Origin of the sequence: Marinobacter bryozoorum (assembly GCF_023156245.1) — a bacterium.
Taxonomy (GTDB): Bacteria; Pseudomonadota; Gammaproteobacteria; order Pseudomonadales; family Oleiphilaceae; genus Marinobacter; species Marinobacter bryozoorum.
Map to the genome: position 1 here is coordinate 21,560 of NZ_JAKZAH010000029.1, position 15,065 is coordinate 36,624.

The window sequence follows — 15,065 nt, forward strand, 5'->3', positions numbered from 1 at the left end:
AATTCTCTCTCAAACCATGGATGTTCGGGTATGGGACAGGTTGCGGCAGGCCTCATGGAGGGCCAGACCTTGCTGCTGCGCCTCGGCGATCACCATTCCGCCGCTGACCAGCGTGGCATCACCGTTATCGATCAACCGGCGGCCATCCACCCAGACACCGGAAACGTTGGCGCTGCCGGCGGCAAACACCAGATTCCACACCAGGTTGCCACCCTGTTCATTGACACTTACCGGAGTCAGGTTGGCCTGCTTCAGGTTCAGCAACAGCAGGTCCGCCTTCTTGCCAATCTCCAGCGAGCCTATCTCGTTGTCCAGCCCGAGGGCTTTGGCACCATTGATGGTCGCCATGCGCAGGATCTGGTCGGCGGGCAGTGCGGTGGCATCCAGCCGGGTCGCCTTCTGGATCAAGGAGGCGAACTTCATTTCCTCGAACAGGGTCAGGCTGTTGTTGCACACCGGCCCGTCCGTACCCAACCCCACGGTGACGCCCGCCGCCAGCATCTCCGGCACCGGCGCCACCCCGCTGGCCAGTTTGGCGTTGCTCACCGGGCAGTGGGCAATGCTGGTGCCGGTGTCTGCCACCCGGGCAATTTCTTCGCTGTTAAGCCAGACGCAATGGGCCAGCAGGGTACGTTCACCGAGGATGCCGTAATGATCCAGCATGGCCAGGGACCGTCGCCCCAGCTCTGCGGTAACCGCCTGCTCCTCTTCCTTCTGCTCGCTGCAATGGGTGTGGATGCCCAGCCCGTATTCCCGGCTCAGTTCCGCCGCCTCACGGTAGGCGTCTCCGGTGCAGTAGAACAGGTGCTCCAGCCCCATCCACACGCGGATGCGACCGTTCTGGGTCTCATGGTGGGAGTGGATCAGACGGCGGTTCTCCTCCCGGGTGGAGAAGAAGTCCTTGCCCGGTCGGTCCGCCACGTAGGGCGCCAGCTGCACCCGCAGGCCAAGCTCGGCGGCGGCATCGGCGCACCGGTCCATGTATCGGAACATGTCCATCACGCAGGTGGTGCCGGACTGCAGCGCTTCCAGGTAGCACAGACGGGCCGAGTGATAGGCGAACTCCTCGGTCATGGCCCGATGCTCCAGCTGGTACCAGGGCAGCCACTCCATCAATGGCATGTTCTCGGTCACACCCCGCATCAGGCTGGAGTGGGAGTGACAGTCGACCAGCCCCGGCAACAGGGCATGGCCCCGCCCATCGATAACCTCACAGCCGTCGGGCACAGTGACCGCCCGATCATCCCCCACCTGGGTAATCACACCATCCTGCACCACCAGGGTGCCGTCTGGAATCACCCGATTTTGGGGATCGACCGTAAAAATCGCAGCATGACGGATCGCAAAATCGGGCATGGGGACTCCTGAAACTTCCTGACCAAATGATCAGTTTTTAAAGCAATCACCATGCCACGGCCATCCGTCGCCCAGACTCCTGATTCCTGCGCCCATCAATGAGGCCAGCGCCAGGTAATAGCGCACCGTTAACGATCACCCGCCAAATCCGCGCACCACAACGATTCAGTTTACCTGACCGTATGCTCATCATTTAAGGGGGATAACAAAACGCCAACAATTCGTGGCACGCATCGTGCAAAACCGCTGTAAACACCCATTGACCCCCAAAGCCCCGCCAGCCAGGGGTTACCAAAAGGAGGCTGCATGATCACCGCGACACTCAGGCCACGGCCGGCCAAGGACCCAACCGTCTTCTACGACGACCTGGCCATGACCCTGACCGCCCGCCGGGACGCCCTTATCGGGTCCTCCAACACCGTCAACGGACGCCAACCGCTCGCCTGGGAGGAACTGGTGGAATGGCTCCGGTTCCAGTGCTGGTACCGTCGGCAGGAAACGGACATCATCGATTCCTGGCTCGATCACGTGCCCCAGCCCGACATTCTCACGGCCCTGCGCAGACAGCTGGCCGAGGCGGGGCGCCACTATCGGCGATTGCTCGCCCACCTGGACACCCTGGGCACCTCAATGGCGGACTGGTCGCCGGAACCGGAGTGGGTGAACTGGGCCAGCGAGTTCCACGCCAGCGGTTCAGACACCCTGGAGCGGATCATCGCCCATAATCTGGCCGGTGCGCCCGGCGCCATGGAAGTGCCAGGTGGGCTGATGTCAACACTGTCCGAGGATACCCATGCGGTGCTGGAGCAACTGCGCCCGGACAGTGGGTTGCACGCTACCCTGGGTCGCATGGTGGCGAACCGGTACGCCACAACCCTGGACGCCCAGGCCCAAACCCATGCCAGGGTGATGCGCGCCTTCGAACGGGAGCAGAAGGGCCGGCTGGCACTGGACCGGCGTATCCGCGCAATCCGTCAGCAGTCAGCCGCCAATGACGCTATCGATGATGGTCTGGCCGCCGGTGGCCACGTCTCCTGATTCCCGTCGTCTTATCGATGCACCGATAGCCGTCACAACGGGGATTACTGCACCTCAACGGGCCACACAGGTGGTCCGTCATCAGGCGATAAACCGCCACAACGGCGGTCTGGTGCCGCCCTGGCATGTATCCTGCTAAATTCCGTTCAGGGAATTTCCGGGCCGAGAGAACCTCCTGGATCAGACTCCTGAGTCAAGATGACATTCCTCTGTCATAACGCCGCGGTGGCGTACGGTTCTCGTGAAATACCGGAGGAATGCTATGCCTTCCGCTCAAGATGCCATTCTTGTACTCAAGGGTGGCCGGGTAATCGACCCGGCCAACGGAACCGACGACATCGCTGATGTGGTCACCCGGGGCGATACCATACTGGAAGTAGGGCCGGATGCCGGCACCCGCTATCCCGATGCCCAGGTCAAAGACGTTACCGGCAAGCTGGTCACTCCCGGCCTGATCGATATCCACACCCACTGCTTTACCGGCCTGGGAGATTTCTGCCTGCCCACGGACCTGATGGGAGTGGACTCCGGCGTGCCCATTATCGTGGATGCAGGCACCACCAGTACCACCATCTTCGGCCTGGCCCGCAAAGGGATCATCGATCACCCGGACACCAAAACCAGGATCTTCGCCCTGATGGACCCGTCCCAGATCTACCTGGCCAACAAGACCTTTATCTGCCACTACCTGCGCATCGCCGATGACGAGCGCAACATCGACATCGAGGCCGCAAAGGACGTGGTTGACGCCCACCGGGACGTCATCGTCGGCTTCAAGGTACGACCCACGATTACCGACAACCCGGACCGTTCACCTTTCCTGGAGGCCGCCCACCAGATCGCCCCGGACCTGCCCATCATGATCCACCTGGGGTCCTTCCCCCACACGCCGGTGCTGGAAACGGAAAAACTGCTGTACCAGCTACGCAAGGGCGACATCATCACCCACGCCTGCCGGGGCGGTGGTGGCCAACTGGACGCCAGGGGCGAACCGACAACAGCGTTTACCGATGCCTACAACCGCGGCGTGCTGATGGACATCGGCCACTCTGCCGGCGATTTCCACTTCCGCACCGCCCGGCGCCTGATCGAACGGGGCTACATGCCCAACACCATTTCCACGGACCTGAACGTGTTCAACGTGGACGGACCCGTGCATTCCCTGTCCACCACCATGTCCAAGCTCTGGGCGCTGGATGTGCCCCTGGATCAGGTTATCGCCATGAACACGATCAACGCGGCAAAAGCCATCAACCGCGAAGACCAGTATGGAACCCTGACGCCCGGCCGGGCCGCCGAGGTCAGCGTGCTGGATATGGAGGAAGGTTCCTGCATCCTCTCCGATGGCCATGAGGAGATCACCGCTGACCGCCGTTTGCGGGCCGTAGGCTGCCTGCGTAACGGCCAGTGGCACGATGCTGTCCACGATCAGAAGGCCCTTCTGGCAGAGATGAAGGAGGCGGTATGAGCACGGCAGCAGCGGAAACACAGTCCGCAGAAGACCCGAAGACCTTCTACCAGAACCTGGTCAGCACGCTCGAAAGCCGCCGGGATGCCCTCTCCGAGGCGGAAAAGAGCTTTGGCGGTTACCAGCCCCTGGAACGGGCCGAACTGATCGAATGGCTGAAATTCCAGTGCTGGTACGAGCAGGAAGCCGCCGGTTTCATCGGCTCCTGGCTCCGGGATACGCCGGAGCCGGAAGTGTTCGTCGGGCTCTGTCGGCAGGTGGCCGATGAAGGCAAGCACTACCAGCTAATCCTGTCCCACCTGGAGTCCCTCGGCACCAACATGGAGGGCTGGACACCGGAACCGGAATGGGTGGCCTGGGTGAGCGAGTTCTACGCCGCCGGCGACGACACCCTGGAACGGGTGGCCGCCCATAACATCACCGGGGAACTGGGCGCCATGGATGCCTTCGACGGCCTGCTGCCCCGGGTGCCGGACAGTACCCGGGCGGTGCTGGAGAAGATCATTCCTGACGAGAAGTTCCACGTATCCCTGGGGCGGATGGCCGTGCACCGTTACGCCACCACCGCCGACCGGCAGGCCCGCGTGCGGGACCGGGTGATGACGGCCTTCGAGCTGGAACAGAAGGGCCGGCTGGCCTTCGAACGCCGGCTTCAGCAGGTGCGGGAAGAAGCGGCCGCCAACGATACCAGCCCTGCGCCGGGCAAGGCGGCAGACACCGGCCAATCCCTCCAGTGGGTCTGCCAGGTGTGCGGGTGGATCTATGACGAGGCCGTGGGTGACCCGGACTCCGGCATTCCTCCCGGCACCGCCTTCGAGGACATCCCGGATGACTGGATGTGCCCGGAGTGTTTGGTGACCAAGGAGGATTTCGTCCTGCTGTCCGTCTGATTCAGACAACCTCGGAGGGCCCCGGCGCCCTCCGCATCATCATTTTCCTCCACCGACCACTTCCCCCACCGGCCTTCATGCCAGTGAAGTGACTTCTTTCTGACTGGCCAGCCAATCATCCCGACGTGTCAGCAATCGCACGGCCGCAGCGTTCGCTTCATCGATATAGGCCGGCAGGTCACCGCTGAGCAGCACCTGGTTTTCAGTCACGATCCTGCCGGCCACCATGGTCATGGCCACATCACCACCCAGGGTGGAATGCACCAGGTTGTAGTGCAGGTTCTGGAGCGGCCCGGACGGAATAAACGGCGTCATCCTCGGCGTATCCGCCTTCACGGCAATGATATCCGCCTGCTTGCCCGGCTCCAGGGAGCCGATCTGGTGCGCCATACCCAGGGCCCGGGCGCCTTCGATGGTCGCCGCCCGCAGCACATCCCAGGAGCGCCAGGCCGAGGCATCCATGTTGCGCAACTTGGCCAGCAGGGAGGCAAACTTCATCTCCTCGAACATGTCGAGGTTGTTGTTCTCCTTCTCACCGTCGGTGCCGATACCCACTGCGATGCCGGCCTCGATCATGGCCTCCACCGGTGCCGAGCCGCTGGCCAGTTTCATGTTGCTGCAGGGGTTATGGGCCACGCCCACGTTGTAATCCGCCAGCGCCCGGATTTCGTCATCGTCCAGCCACACGCAGTGGGCCAGCAGCACCCGCTCCGGCGACAGCAGGCCCAGTTTCTCCAGGGCGCGGATCGGGCTGATACCATGGAGCCGCAGCGATTCCGCCCGTTCAATCTCGGCCTCGTTGGAATGGGTATGAAGCCCGGTCTGGAAGTGATGGCTCAGCGCCACCGCCCGGCGACAGGCCGCAGGCGTAGCGTAGGACTGATGCTCCAGCCCGACCCAGACCTGGACCCGTCCACCGGCACCGCCGTGCCACTGGTCCAGCAGTCGTTCGTTGTCGTCCAGGGTGTCAAAGTAGTCATGGCCTTCGGCCTCACCCACGTAGGGCACCATCACCACACGGTTGCCCAGTTGTTCAGCGGCCCGGGCGGAACCCGCCATATAGCGCCACATATCCACCGATGTGGTGGTGCCGGCCAGCAGGCTCTCGGCGTAGCACAGCCAGGACGCCGTCTCTGCCTCGTCCGGCCTGAGCACCCGGTGCATGGGGTCAATGTATTGCTGCAGCCACTCCCATACCGGCAGCTCCTCGGCGGTGCCCCGCAGCAGGCCGGAATGGCTGTGGGTATTGATCAGGCCGGGCATCAGCACGGCGCGCCCGTATTCCCGACTCTCCGCATCCGGGGCCTGCTGTTCCAGCTGCGACCGCGGGCCCACGGCCTCGATGGTGTCACCGCTGACCAGCACGGCGCCGTCGGTGATCACCGGATCGCCCGGGGTCATGGGTAGCACGGCGTCAGCGCACAATAGGGTCCGGCGATTGCCGGCGGGTGTTGCGGTCATTCTGGTTCTCCTGAAATCTGTTTTTTGCTGACGGTCCCGCCATCGGAACTCGTCGATGAGCAGGGGCTCAGATGCTTTTCCACGGCCCGCTTCAGGCCGCCGTAACCGGTGCAGCGGCAGAGGTTGCCGGCGATGGCCTCGCCCAGGTCCACCGGGTTGCCCTGGCGCCGCTCCCGCAACCCCGACACCAGAGACAGTGCGAAGCCGGGGGTGCAATAACCACACTGCAGGGCGCTCTCTTCCACCAGCGCCTGGCGCACCCTCAGGAAGTCAGGGTCACCGCCCAGGCCTTCCACGGTTTCAATCCGGCGCCCGGGTAACTGCCAGGCCATAATCAGGCAGGCCGGCATTGCCTGCCCGTCCATCAGCACGTTACAGGCACCACAACGACCGATACGGCAGCCGGGGCGCACGGAGGTACACTGCCCGTCCTCCCTGAGCAGATCCAGCAGCGGCGTGGCGGCGGGTACCGAGCGGGTGACCGTTTCCCCGTTCAGTTCAAAGGTGACGGGTTCCGAAGCCCTGTACAGATCATTCATGACACCACCTCCCGGGCATGGATGGCCGTCAGCAGAACGCCCGGTTCAACCGGCAGCGTTCGTATGCGGACGCCCGTCGCGGCTTCGATGGCCGCGGTGATGGCCGGCGCGACGGCTTCAATGCCCAGCTCGCCCACGCCCCGCACCGGGAACGGATCGTTCTCGGGGGTCCCGTCCAGCACATCAACCCGTTGCGCCGGCGCGTCATGGAAGGTGGGGATCAGATATTGGTCCAGGTTGTCCCGCCGCAGACGGCCATCCTCCGCCGGCATGTCCTCGGTCAGCGTCATACCAAGGCCCATGACCGCCGCTCCCTCAATCTGTCCAAGATAACCGGGCGGATAGATCACCCGGCCGGCGGCGGTGATGTGGTGGAGATCGGTCACCCTGACACGACCGGTCAGGCGGTCCACCCTCACCCTGGCCACGGTGGCAATCTGTAGCTGCAGGTATCGTCCCACCGGGTGGTCCTGGTCCGGCGCCACGGGGAAATCCTGACTGGCATCGGCCACCATCGCTTCCCGCCGCCCATGCTCCGCCAGTTCCCGGTAGCTGAGCACCTGGCGGCCCTGGTGGAAGACACCTCCGGGGCCGTGGGCCAGGTCATCCCCGGGATAACCGGTCAGTTCGGCGGCCTGGCGCCTTACCGCCTCCATCCACTGGGGCAGCATCCTGTTCAGTACGCCGTGGACCAGCACCGAACTGCGTGAGGCGCTGGTGGGCCCGGAATCTGGCCCCCGGGAATGTCCCAGCATCACCTCCACGTCACTCCCCTGGCAGCCCAATACCTCACATACGGAATGGGTGATGGCCTCGCCAATGCTCTGGCCGTAGTCGGAGAATCCGAATTCGACCCGGACACGGCCCTCACGGCTCAGGGAGATACGGCCACCACCAGCATCCGGCAGGCCGTCGCCAAGCCCGTTGCCCTGGGCCCCCATGGCCATGCCGGTACCCGTCAGCCAGCGCCCCCGGGAACCCTTCTCCGGTGACCACAAGGGCGATGCCTGCGCCTGCCGCAGCACCTCGACGGGTGGGGCCGTCCAGCGTACGGGCTGATGGCGGCTGCCGGGTTCATCTACCGACCGCAGGTTGATGCGCCGCAGTTCCCGGGGGCACAGGTTCAGTTCCCGGGCGAGGGCGTCCAACTGCGATTCCACGGCGAAGGTGGCCTGGTTGCCGCCGAATCCCCGGAAAGCGCCGCAGACGCCGTTATTGGTGTAGACCAGCCGCCCGGACACCGAATAGGCACCGATCCGGTACAGTGGTGCGGTGGCGTGGTCGAGGAAGTTCTCCAGTACCGCCGGACCGAGGCTGGCGTAGGCGCCGGTGTCCAGCACCGCCTCCACCCGATGGGCCAGCAGCCGCCCGTCCGCATCGCAACCGGTGGTCATCCTCACCGTCACGGGATGTCGCTTCATGCCCGCTCGGCAGGACTCGAAACGGTCCAGATGGATCATCACCGGACAGCCGGTTTTCAAGGCCAGGATGCCCGCCGCCGGCTGCACCGTCAGTTCGTCCTTGCCACCAAAAGCACCGCCGGTGGCCATGGCTTCCACGGTCACCTGCCCGGGCGCCAGTGCCAGGATGTCGGCCAGCTGTTCCGCATCCCGGTGACCGGACTGGCAGCCCACCCGGAAGTGCACACCAACGGCGTCATCGGGTATGGCGATGCCGCCCTCGGTTTCCATAAAGGCATGCATCTGCCGGGGCGTCCGGTAATCGTGTTCCACCACGACCGCACAGGCGGCAAAGGCCTGCTCCGGATCACCACGGTGGAAAGTCTCCTGTGTCAGCAGGTTGCCACCCTCATGGAGCGGCACCTGCTGCTCCGCCGTCGTCGCGTCCGTCACCAGGGACAATGGTTCATAGTCCACCTCGATGGCCGCCAATGCGGCCCGGGCCTGGGCCAGCGTATCCGCCGCCACGGCGGCGATGGCATCACCCTCGTAGCGAACCCGGTCCTCGCAGAACACCGGCTGGTCCCGTACCACGATGCCAAACCGGTTGAGCCCGGGCACATCGTCGGCGGTAACCACCGCGCGCACGCCTGGCATGGTCCTGGCCCGGGAGGTGTCGACCCGCAGGAGCCGGGCATGGGCGTGCTCACTGCGCAGGATCGCCCCCTGCAACAGCCCGGGGGTATCAAAAAGGTCGGTGGGATAGCCCAGTCGGCCTTCGATGCGGCGATAAAGCTCCGGCGACGGACAGCCGCCGTCGGGGGCATCGGCGTCGAGAGTGACAATCCTCCCGGGGGTATCAGAGGACATGGCCCACCTCCGCCAGCAGGTAATCCACCATTCGCTGGATGGCCAGACGCAGGGTCGGATCCCGCCAGCCACGGAATTCCAGCTCGGTGTCCAGGATATGGATTCGGTCCGCCCCGGACAGTGAATGGCCATCGTTCAATGCCGCCTCGCTGATGGACAGTCGGCCCGGCCCGCCTTCGCCACTCACCGCCAGCCGCAGCCGATCTCCATCATGGACAGAGGCTACCGTTGCCCGGGTGGGGCTGAAGCGCTCGCGATGGCCCAGCTTGTCCACTGCAATACGCCATGGGCTGGCGTCGGGCAGGGTGACCGACTGGATCAGATCGAAACCGGCGTCCGCCGCGTCCCACACCACCAGGCTTTCACCTTTCGGGTCATGATGGCCGACGAGGTGAAGCCGGGCATCCAGGGCCAGGAACAGGGCCGACAGGTCGCCCCCGGCGCACAGATTGCCCCCCACCGTTCCCAGCCGACGCACCCCCGGCCCCGCCACCTGGTCCAGCAAGGTCCCCAGGCCAGGCAGGTGTTCGTGAACCAGCGGATGGCTGGCCAGCTCATCCAGCGTCGTCAGCGCACCAATGGTGAGCCCGCCCTCGTCCTGCTCAATACCCCGGAACCCCGGCCAGCCGGGATCCAGGGCCACCAGGTAGGAAGGCCTGCTCTGGCGCCGTTCCCAGACCGGCTGCAGCCAGCTGGCACCGGCGATGTAGGTGCCACCGAAACGCCGGGCCATGGCGACGGCCTCGCGGGGAAACTCCGGACGCAGGACCCGGACCCCACCCCGCCCAGCCACTTCAGGTTGCACGGTCACATCAGATTGCATGGCGACACTCAGTCCCCTTCAACACCGGACACATCCGGATACCGGGCCATGATGTCGTGGATCGCCTCGGTGCCCACGAACTCCGTGGTATAGCCCTGCGTCGGATCAACGGAGTCATCGACCAGCCCCAGGCCTACCAGTTGCTCATGGATCGCCTGCCACCGCTCATCGGTCATGATGCCGATGCCATCGGTGAGGGCATCGCCGGAAAGCACGATGCCCCTCTCATCCATTTCCCGCAGGGAGTGGGCAAGCTGCGCCGGAGTCTGGTTCTCGTTGAGCTCGTTGATGTACTCGTTGGTGGCCTGCGGGTCCTGCAGGTACTGGTACCAGCCTTCGATGGTTGCTTCCACGAACTTGCGTGCCACTTCCGGCCGCTCCTCCAGGGTCTCGCGGGTGGTCACGATCATGGTGGAGTAGGACCGCCAGCCATGGTCCGACAGCAGGAACACGTTGGGGTCAATGCCCGCCTCCTTCACCACGAAAGTCTCGGAGGTGACGTAGGCCTGCTGGATCACCTCGGGATCCGCGATGAACGGCCCCATCTGGAAGGTGTAGGGGCGCACCTGGTCGTCGGTGTAGCCGTACTTCTGTTTCAGCCAGGGCCAGAACGACTGGTGGGCGTCCTGGGACAGTAGAATCGGCTTGCCTTTGAAGTCCTCCAGGCTGTCATTGCCAACGCCCGGGTGACTCATGATGATCTGCGGGTCCTTCTGATAGAACGCGGCCAGCGCTACCAGCGGCAGGCCCTCTTCCAGGGCGGTCAGGATCTGGCCACTGGAATGGAGCATCACGAAATCGGCACGCCCGCCCAGCAGCAGCTGGATGTTATTCACCTGCGGACCACCCGGCTCCATGTCCACGTCCAGACCGTAATCCTCATAGGTGCCCTGGGAGACGGCGTGATACCAGCCGCCATGTTCCGCCTGCGGGAACCAGTTGGTGCGGAAGGTCACCTTCTCGAGATCCGCCGACCAGGCTGGCACCGATGACAGTGTCAAACCTGCTGCCAGGACCAGGCCCGCTATCCAGCCCGGCCGACCATCGCGGGCTACATCTGAAGCTGTCTTGCTAGTCATACACTCTCTCCTTGCACACAGTCACAAGGGCTAACCGGCCGGTTGGCAGGTGCCCACTTTCGAGTTCCCTGTTTTTGTTGTTAGAGGGAGGCTATATGGCATTGGCAGGGATCAGGACGTTGGCAGTAACGGTTGCACCGGTGTCACCAACAGGGTTTCATCACAGTTGCCACCCGGCCCCTGGCGGTCCACCACCAGGTAGTCGGCATCCGCTTCCAGGGGGAGTAACGGCGCGTGCCAGGTGCCGGCGCGGTAGCTCAGGCCCTGGTCGCCCCGGGCCAGGAACACCCGGATGGCGGATTCGTCGAATTCCCCCGGCGGCGCCACCACCGCCAGGAAGGGCTGGCTGCTGAGGGGCACGAACGCCTGGCTGCCCAGGGGGTGGCGCTCCATCAGGGTGATCAGCAGAGGTTCCAGGGGCTGCCCCCGGAAGATCGACAGGATGGCCCGGGGATCATCGCCCAGCAGCTCCACACCGGCCAGGGCGTGGAACCGTTCGGTGCGGCCCTGGTTGATAAGGAACGCGTCGGCACCATCGGTATCGATCACCTCACCAAAGCGGGCGAACGCCTCCCGGGTCAGGGGCTCCGCGAAGATCTCCCGGGGCATGGTCATGACACCGGCTTCCCGAACAGTCGTACCCGGCTGACACCGCCATCCGGAATCATGTTGAAGCGGATATGGGTGATCGGCCCCAAGTCGTTCAGCTCACTGAATTCGTGGATGCTGTCCGCGGTCAGCGGCTGCTCCTCCATCAGTGTGTGCCAGAACATGCTCTGGGTGATCAGGGACTGGGGTGTCGCCGCGCCCTCCTGGACACAGGCGGCCTGGATTGAGCAGCCAGCCGGGAAATTGCCCTTGAAGTGAGCGGTGTCCACCTCGATACGCTCGGCAATACCCTTGTGGCCCAGGGCCAGGATGCACCAGTCGTTGCCCGGTTCACGGCGGCGGCGGGTTTCCCAGCCGTCGCCCATATTGATGCCCCGACCCGGACGCAACAGTTTGCGGGGCTCGCCATAGTGGGCGTCGCTCCAGGCCTGGTCCACCTGATCGCCGCCATGTTCCAGGGCCAGCAGGTTGACGGATTCACTGGCTGCTAGGGTGGACCAGTCACAGAACGGCTTACCGTAGACCCGCAGCCGGGCCAGGCCGCCATCCGGATAGATCTGCACCCGCACATGGGTGAAGGGCTGGTCGGAGGCGATCCCGCAGAAACGGTGGTCGTTGCCCTTCAGTTCCGTGGCCGGCACCAGTGGCTGCCAGTCGCTGTTTTCGTCCGGCTCCCCAGCCGGGCTGAAGCAGGCCTCCAGGGACGCCGCCGGGGGAAAGTTGCCGGTGAAGAAGCTGGTATCGAAATCCACCCCCATCAGCACGCCAGGAATCGCCAGGCGCACGATGCACCAGTCGTGGCCGGTGGTGCGTCGACGGCGAGTTTCCCAGCCGTCCATCCACTTGCCGTGGTCGTCGTAGCGGTCCGGGTAGAACACCGGCTGCTCCGGGTTCAGCATACGGTCCCGGGGGCCGAAGAATTCGTCGGTCACCTGGACCACTTCCGCGCCCAGGCTGCCATCCGCCAGGTTCAGGCCCTGGCGGGTAAAGTCGGGCCCCTCGACTATGGGGGCCACTACGGCATCAGTCATTCGTTGTCTCCGGGGTGATAGGGGTGCACCTGTTTCCAGTGGCGGGCGATATCGATTCGCCGGCACACCCACACCTGCTCATGCTGTTGAATATGGTCGAGGAAACGCTGAAGTGCACGGAAGCGACCGGGACGGCCGATTACGCGGCAGTGAAGACCCACTGACATCATTTTCGGGGATTCCGCGCCTTCCTCGTAAAGCACATCAAAACTGTCCTTCAGGTACTGGAAGAACTGCTCACCAGAATTGAATCCCTGGGGCGCGCAGAAACGCATGTCGTTGGCTTCCAGGGTATAGGGCACGACGAGGTGCGGTTCGTCGGCGCCGTCACGGGTGGTCACCGTGGTCCAGAACGGCAGGTCGTCGCCGTAATAGTCGCTGTCGTACTCAAAGCCGCCCTGCTCCACCACCAGTCGGCGGGTGTTGGGGCTGTCGCGACCGGTATACCAGCCCAGTGGCGGCTTGCCGGTCAACCGGGTGTGCTGTTCGATTGCCAACTCCATATAGCGGAGTTCTTCGGACTCGCTCATGTCTTGGTAATGGATCCAGCGCATGCCATGACAGGCGATCTCGTGCCCGTCGTCGATAAAGGCCTTTACCGCCTCCGGATTACGGGCCATGGCCATGGTGACACCAAAGATCGTCAGCGGCAGCTTCCGCTTGCGGAATTCCCTCAGGATGCGCCAGACCCCGGCGCGGGAGCCGTATTCATACAGCGACTCCATGCTCATATGTCGGTCGCGATAGGCCTCAGCGCCAATGATGTCGGACAGGAAGGTCTCGGAATACTCATCACCGTGGAGCACGCAGTTCTCGCCGCCCTCCTCGTAGTTGAGCACAAACTGGACGGCGACCCGGGCGTTGCCCGGCCATTGGGCATGGGGAGGATTCCTGCCATAGCCCCGCATGTCCCTCGGATAAGGGTTGCATTGATTCATGTCGGTTTTTCCAGACCGCACCCCCGCAGGATCACCTCGACGAGGAAATCGGCCGCATGGTCGAAGTCGCGCTTCTCATACTCGGCCTTGTTTTCCACCATCAGGATCTGTACCTGGAAGTCGGCGTAGTGTTGTGTGGAGGACCAGATCAGGAAAATCAGTTGTACAGGGTCCACCGGGGCCATGCGGCCGTCGTTGATCCACTGCTGCATGACCTCGGCACGACCGCGCACCCACTCCCGCATGTTGGTACGCAGGTGATCCAGCAGGAACGGCGCACCCTGGATGATCTCCATGGCGAACAACCGGGAAGCCAATGGGTAGCGCCGCGACATCTCCACCTTGGTCCGGATGAAGGTGGACAGTGCCACCGCCGGATCGTCTTCGGGGCGGATATCCGTGAACACCTTGTTCCAGCGCGCCAGGATGTCATCGAACATGGCGCTGTACATTCGCTTCTTGTTGCTGAAGTAATACAGCACGTTGGATTTGGGCAAACCCGCCCGCTCCGCAATGTTCTGGATCGTGGCGCCCTTGTAGCCATGCTGTGCAAATTCCTGCTCCGCAGCCTGCAGGATCTTTTCCCTGTTTCGCTCCCGGATCCGCCCCGGGCGGTACTTGCGGCCATTACCGGGGTGCCCGATACGGGAGGGAGCGTCTGCGACTGGTTGCTTGGTCATTGGCTTCTCACTTGTTGTCCATTTGTTCAGGAGTCCGACAGAATGATTCTGCCGGACTCCCGTGACGGATCAAAAGTGGAATTTTACCAATGCACTCACAGAGCTCTGCGTGTCGATCAGGGTATCGTCCAGACCGAACTTGTTGTTCCAGTACTGGTACTCAACGCCGGCGTAGAGCTTGCCCGGGCTGCCCATGAAATTGCCCACATCCAGTTTGATCTGCGGGGTGAACTGAAATTCCGACTCATGGTCGCTCGCCGAGGTGGACCAGTCGATATAGCCGTCCACCAGAAACAGCGCCGGACCGACATTGAAAGGTACCGCCCACGTAACGGTCGTCTGCCAGTCATCGGCGACCTCACTGTTGTTCACGTAGTAGAACGCGGTGTTGAAGTAATTGAAGCCGGGCAGGTCCCAGGCCAGGCCAAAGCCGGCCATGTAGTTATTGACTTCGGTACCGCCACCAAATTCGTACTGGCCCGCCAGCACCACATCCTTGACCGGACCGAAGGACAGGTTCTGCCCGGTCAGCCAGCTGCCACTGAGCGTGGGTGCGAATTCACCGTAGACTTCGTCGGTGCCTTCCAGGTCCCCCTGGGGCTGATCCCGGTCAATGAAGAAGAAGGTGCCGCCCCAGTCGTGGGCAGTAGCATTCTCGAAGGTCATATAGGTCGCTTCGTATTCCATGCCACCGTCACCGCCGGCGTCGAACTCCACACCCTGGTACTGGTTACTGTGTAGGATGGAAATACTGGACCCGCCGAAGAATTTCTCGGCATGGGCCGCAGGTGCAAAGGAAGCTGCAGCAACACAGCCAGCGATCAGCGTTTTACGAAATGCATTCATGGTTGAACCTCTCTGGTTACGTTCTTTTTGAGTCATC

At 63.4% G+C, this 15,065-nt stretch carries 14 protein-coding genes; 3 read left to right on the top strand and 11 right to left on the bottom strand.

All coding sequences use genetic code 11. The features are described 5' to 3' along the window. Nucleotides 1-9: 9 nt before the first annotated feature. Nucleotides 10-1,356, bottom strand: a complete 1,347-nt coding sequence (locus tag MLC59_RS14315) for an amidohydrolase family protein (RefSeq protein WP_248235341.1) — start codon at nt 1,354-1,356, stop codon at nt 10-12. A gap of 306 nt (nt 1,357-1,662) precedes the next feature. On the opposite strand from MLC59_RS14315, the gene MLC59_RS14320 reads away from it, so the two are divergent. The 3 genes from MLC59_RS14320 to MLC59_RS20040 all read left to right on the top strand — a co-directional run bounded on the left by MLC59_RS14320 (nt 1,663) and on the right by MLC59_RS20040 (nt 4,752). Further along, a complete protein-coding gene (locus MLC59_RS14320) occupies nt 1,663-2,394 on the top strand; it encodes a hypothetical protein (protein WP_248235343.1) in 732 nt (243 codons plus the stop codon). Between the two features lie 262 nt (nt 2,395-2,656). Further along, on the top strand, nt 2,657-3,862 hold the full coding sequence (locus MLC59_RS14325) for an amidohydrolase/deacetylase family metallohydrolase (protein WP_248235344.1): 1,206 nt from the start codon (nt 2,657-2,659) through the stop codon (nt 3,860-3,862). Continuing rightward, a complete protein-coding gene (locus tag MLC59_RS20040) occupies nt 3,859-4,752 on the top strand; it encodes a rubredoxin (RefSeq protein ID WP_345799783.1) in 894 nt (297 codons plus the stop codon). Before MLC59_RS14325 ends, MLC59_RS20040 begins: the two co-directional genes overlap by 4 nt. 75 nt (nt 4,753-4,827) lie before the next feature. Here MLC59_RS20040 and MLC59_RS14335 read toward each other — a convergent pair whose 3' ends face one another. The 10 genes from MLC59_RS14335 to MLC59_RS14380 all read right to left on the bottom strand — a co-directional run bounded on the left by MLC59_RS14335 (nt 4,828) and on the right by MLC59_RS14380 (nt 15,028). Next, entirely contained in the window at nt 4,828-6,213 is a 1,386-nt protein-coding gene (locus tag MLC59_RS14335) for an amidohydrolase family protein (RefSeq protein WP_248235348.1), read from the bottom strand. Continuing rightward, nucleotides 6,210-6,752, bottom strand: a complete 543-nt coding sequence (locus tag MLC59_RS14340) for a (2Fe-2S)-binding protein (RefSeq protein ID WP_082040541.1) — start codon at nt 6,750-6,752, stop codon at nt 6,210-6,212. The genes MLC59_RS14335 and MLC59_RS14340 overlap by 4 nt, the downstream gene beginning before the upstream one ends. Continuing rightward, nucleotides 6,749-9,022: a xanthine dehydrogenase family protein molybdopterin-binding subunit gene (locus MLC59_RS14345; protein ID WP_248235357.1), complete on the bottom strand. Its 2,274-nt coding sequence runs from the start codon at nt 9,020-9,022 to the stop codon at nt 6,749-6,751. Before MLC59_RS14345 ends, MLC59_RS14340 begins: the two co-directional genes overlap by 4 nt. After that, nucleotides 9,012-9,845 carry an FAD binding domain-containing protein gene (locus MLC59_RS14350; protein WP_248235358.1) on the bottom strand — a complete coding sequence of 278 codons (834 nt, stop codon included), beginning with the start codon at nt 9,843-9,845 and terminating at the stop codon, nt 9,012-9,014. Before MLC59_RS14350 ends, MLC59_RS14345 begins: the two co-directional genes overlap by 11 nt. Before the next feature lie 8 nt (nt 9,846-9,853). Beyond that, the gene (locus MLC59_RS14355; RefSeq protein ID WP_248235366.1) at nt 9,854-10,924 is read right to left on the bottom strand and encodes an ABC transporter substrate-binding protein; all 1,071 of its coding nucleotides are present in this window, start codon (nt 10,922-10,924) and stop codon (nt 9,854-9,856) included. 111 nt (nt 10,925-11,035) lie between these two features. Next, complete coding sequence (locus MLC59_RS14360; protein WP_041333935.1) at nt 11,036-11,539, bottom strand: ureidoglycolate lyase; 504 nt, start codon at nt 11,537-11,539, stop codon at nt 11,036-11,038. Continuing rightward, a complete protein-coding gene (gene alc, locus MLC59_RS14365; protein ID WP_041333934.1) occupies nt 11,536-12,564 on the bottom strand; it encodes an allantoicase in 1,029 nt (342 codons plus the stop codon). The genes MLC59_RS14360 and alc overlap by 4 nt, the downstream gene beginning before the upstream one ends. Beyond that, complete coding sequence (gene puuE / locus MLC59_RS14370) at nt 12,561-13,502, bottom strand: allantoinase PuuE (RefSeq protein ID WP_248235387.1); 942 nt, start codon at nt 13,500-13,502, stop codon at nt 12,561-12,563. Before puuE ends, alc begins: the two co-directional genes overlap by 4 nt. Next, complete coding sequence (locus MLC59_RS14375) at nt 13,499-14,182, bottom strand: TetR/AcrR family transcriptional regulator (protein WP_248235389.1); 684 nt, start codon at nt 14,180-14,182, stop codon at nt 13,499-13,501. The genes puuE and MLC59_RS14375 overlap by 4 nt, the downstream gene beginning before the upstream one ends. Nucleotides 14,183-14,251: 69 nt before the next feature. Continuing rightward, a complete protein-coding gene (locus MLC59_RS14380; protein ID WP_041333930.1) occupies nt 14,252-15,028 on the bottom strand; it encodes an outer membrane protein OmpK in 777 nt (258 codons plus the stop codon). Nucleotides 15,029-15,065: the final 37 nt, after the last annotated feature.

Coding starts and splice junctions, on each gene's coding strand:
- MLC59_RS14355 (WP_248235366.1), bottom strand. CDS start 10,924: ATGACTAGCAAGACAGCTTCAGATGTAGCCCGCGATGGTCGGCCGGGC.
- MLC59_RS14340 (WP_082040541.1), bottom strand. CDS start 6,752: ATGAATGATCTGTACAGGGCTTCGGAACCCGTCACCTTTGAACTGAAC.
- MLC59_RS14375 (WP_248235389.1), bottom strand. CDS start 14,182: ATGACCAAGCAACCAGTCGCAGACGCTCCCTCCCGTATCGGGCACCCC.
- MLC59_RS14360 (WP_041333935.1), bottom strand. CDS start 11,539: ATGACCATGCCCCGGGAGATCTTCGCGGAGCCCCTGACCCGGGAGGCG.
- MLC59_RS14345 (WP_248235357.1), bottom strand. CDS start 9,022: ATGTCCTCTGATACCCCCGGGAGGATTGTCACTCTCGACGCCGATGCC.
- MLC59_RS14380 (WP_041333930.1), bottom strand. CDS start 15,028: ATGAATGCATTTCGTAAAACGCTGATCGCTGGCTGTGTTGCTGCAGCT.
- puuE (WP_248235387.1), bottom strand. CDS start 13,502: ATGAATCAATGCAACCCTTATCCGAGGGACATGCGGGGCTATGGCAGG.
- MLC59_RS20040 (WP_345799783.1), top strand. CDS start 3,859: ATGAGCACGGCAGCAGCGGAAACACAGTCCGCAGAAGACCCGAAGACC.
- MLC59_RS14335 (WP_248235348.1), bottom strand. CDS start 6,213: ATGACCGCAACACCCGCCGGCAATCGCCGGACCCTATTGTGCGCTGAC.
- MLC59_RS14325 (WP_248235344.1), top strand. CDS start 2,657: ATGCCTTCCGCTCAAGATGCCATTCTTGTACTCAAGGGTGGCCGGGTA.
- MLC59_RS14350 (WP_248235358.1), bottom strand. CDS start 9,845: ATGCAATCTGATGTGACCGTGCAACCTGAAGTGGCTGGGCGGGGTGGG.
- MLC59_RS14315 (WP_248235341.1), bottom strand. CDS start 1,356: ATGCCCGATTTTGCGATCCGTCATGCTGCGATTTTTACGGTCGATCCC.
- MLC59_RS14320 (WP_248235343.1), top strand. CDS start 1,663: ATGATCACCGCGACACTCAGGCCACGGCCGGCCAAGGACCCAACCGTC.
- alc (WP_041333934.1), bottom strand. CDS start 12,564: ATGACTGATGCCGTAGTGGCCCCCATAGTCGAGGGGCCCGACTTTACC.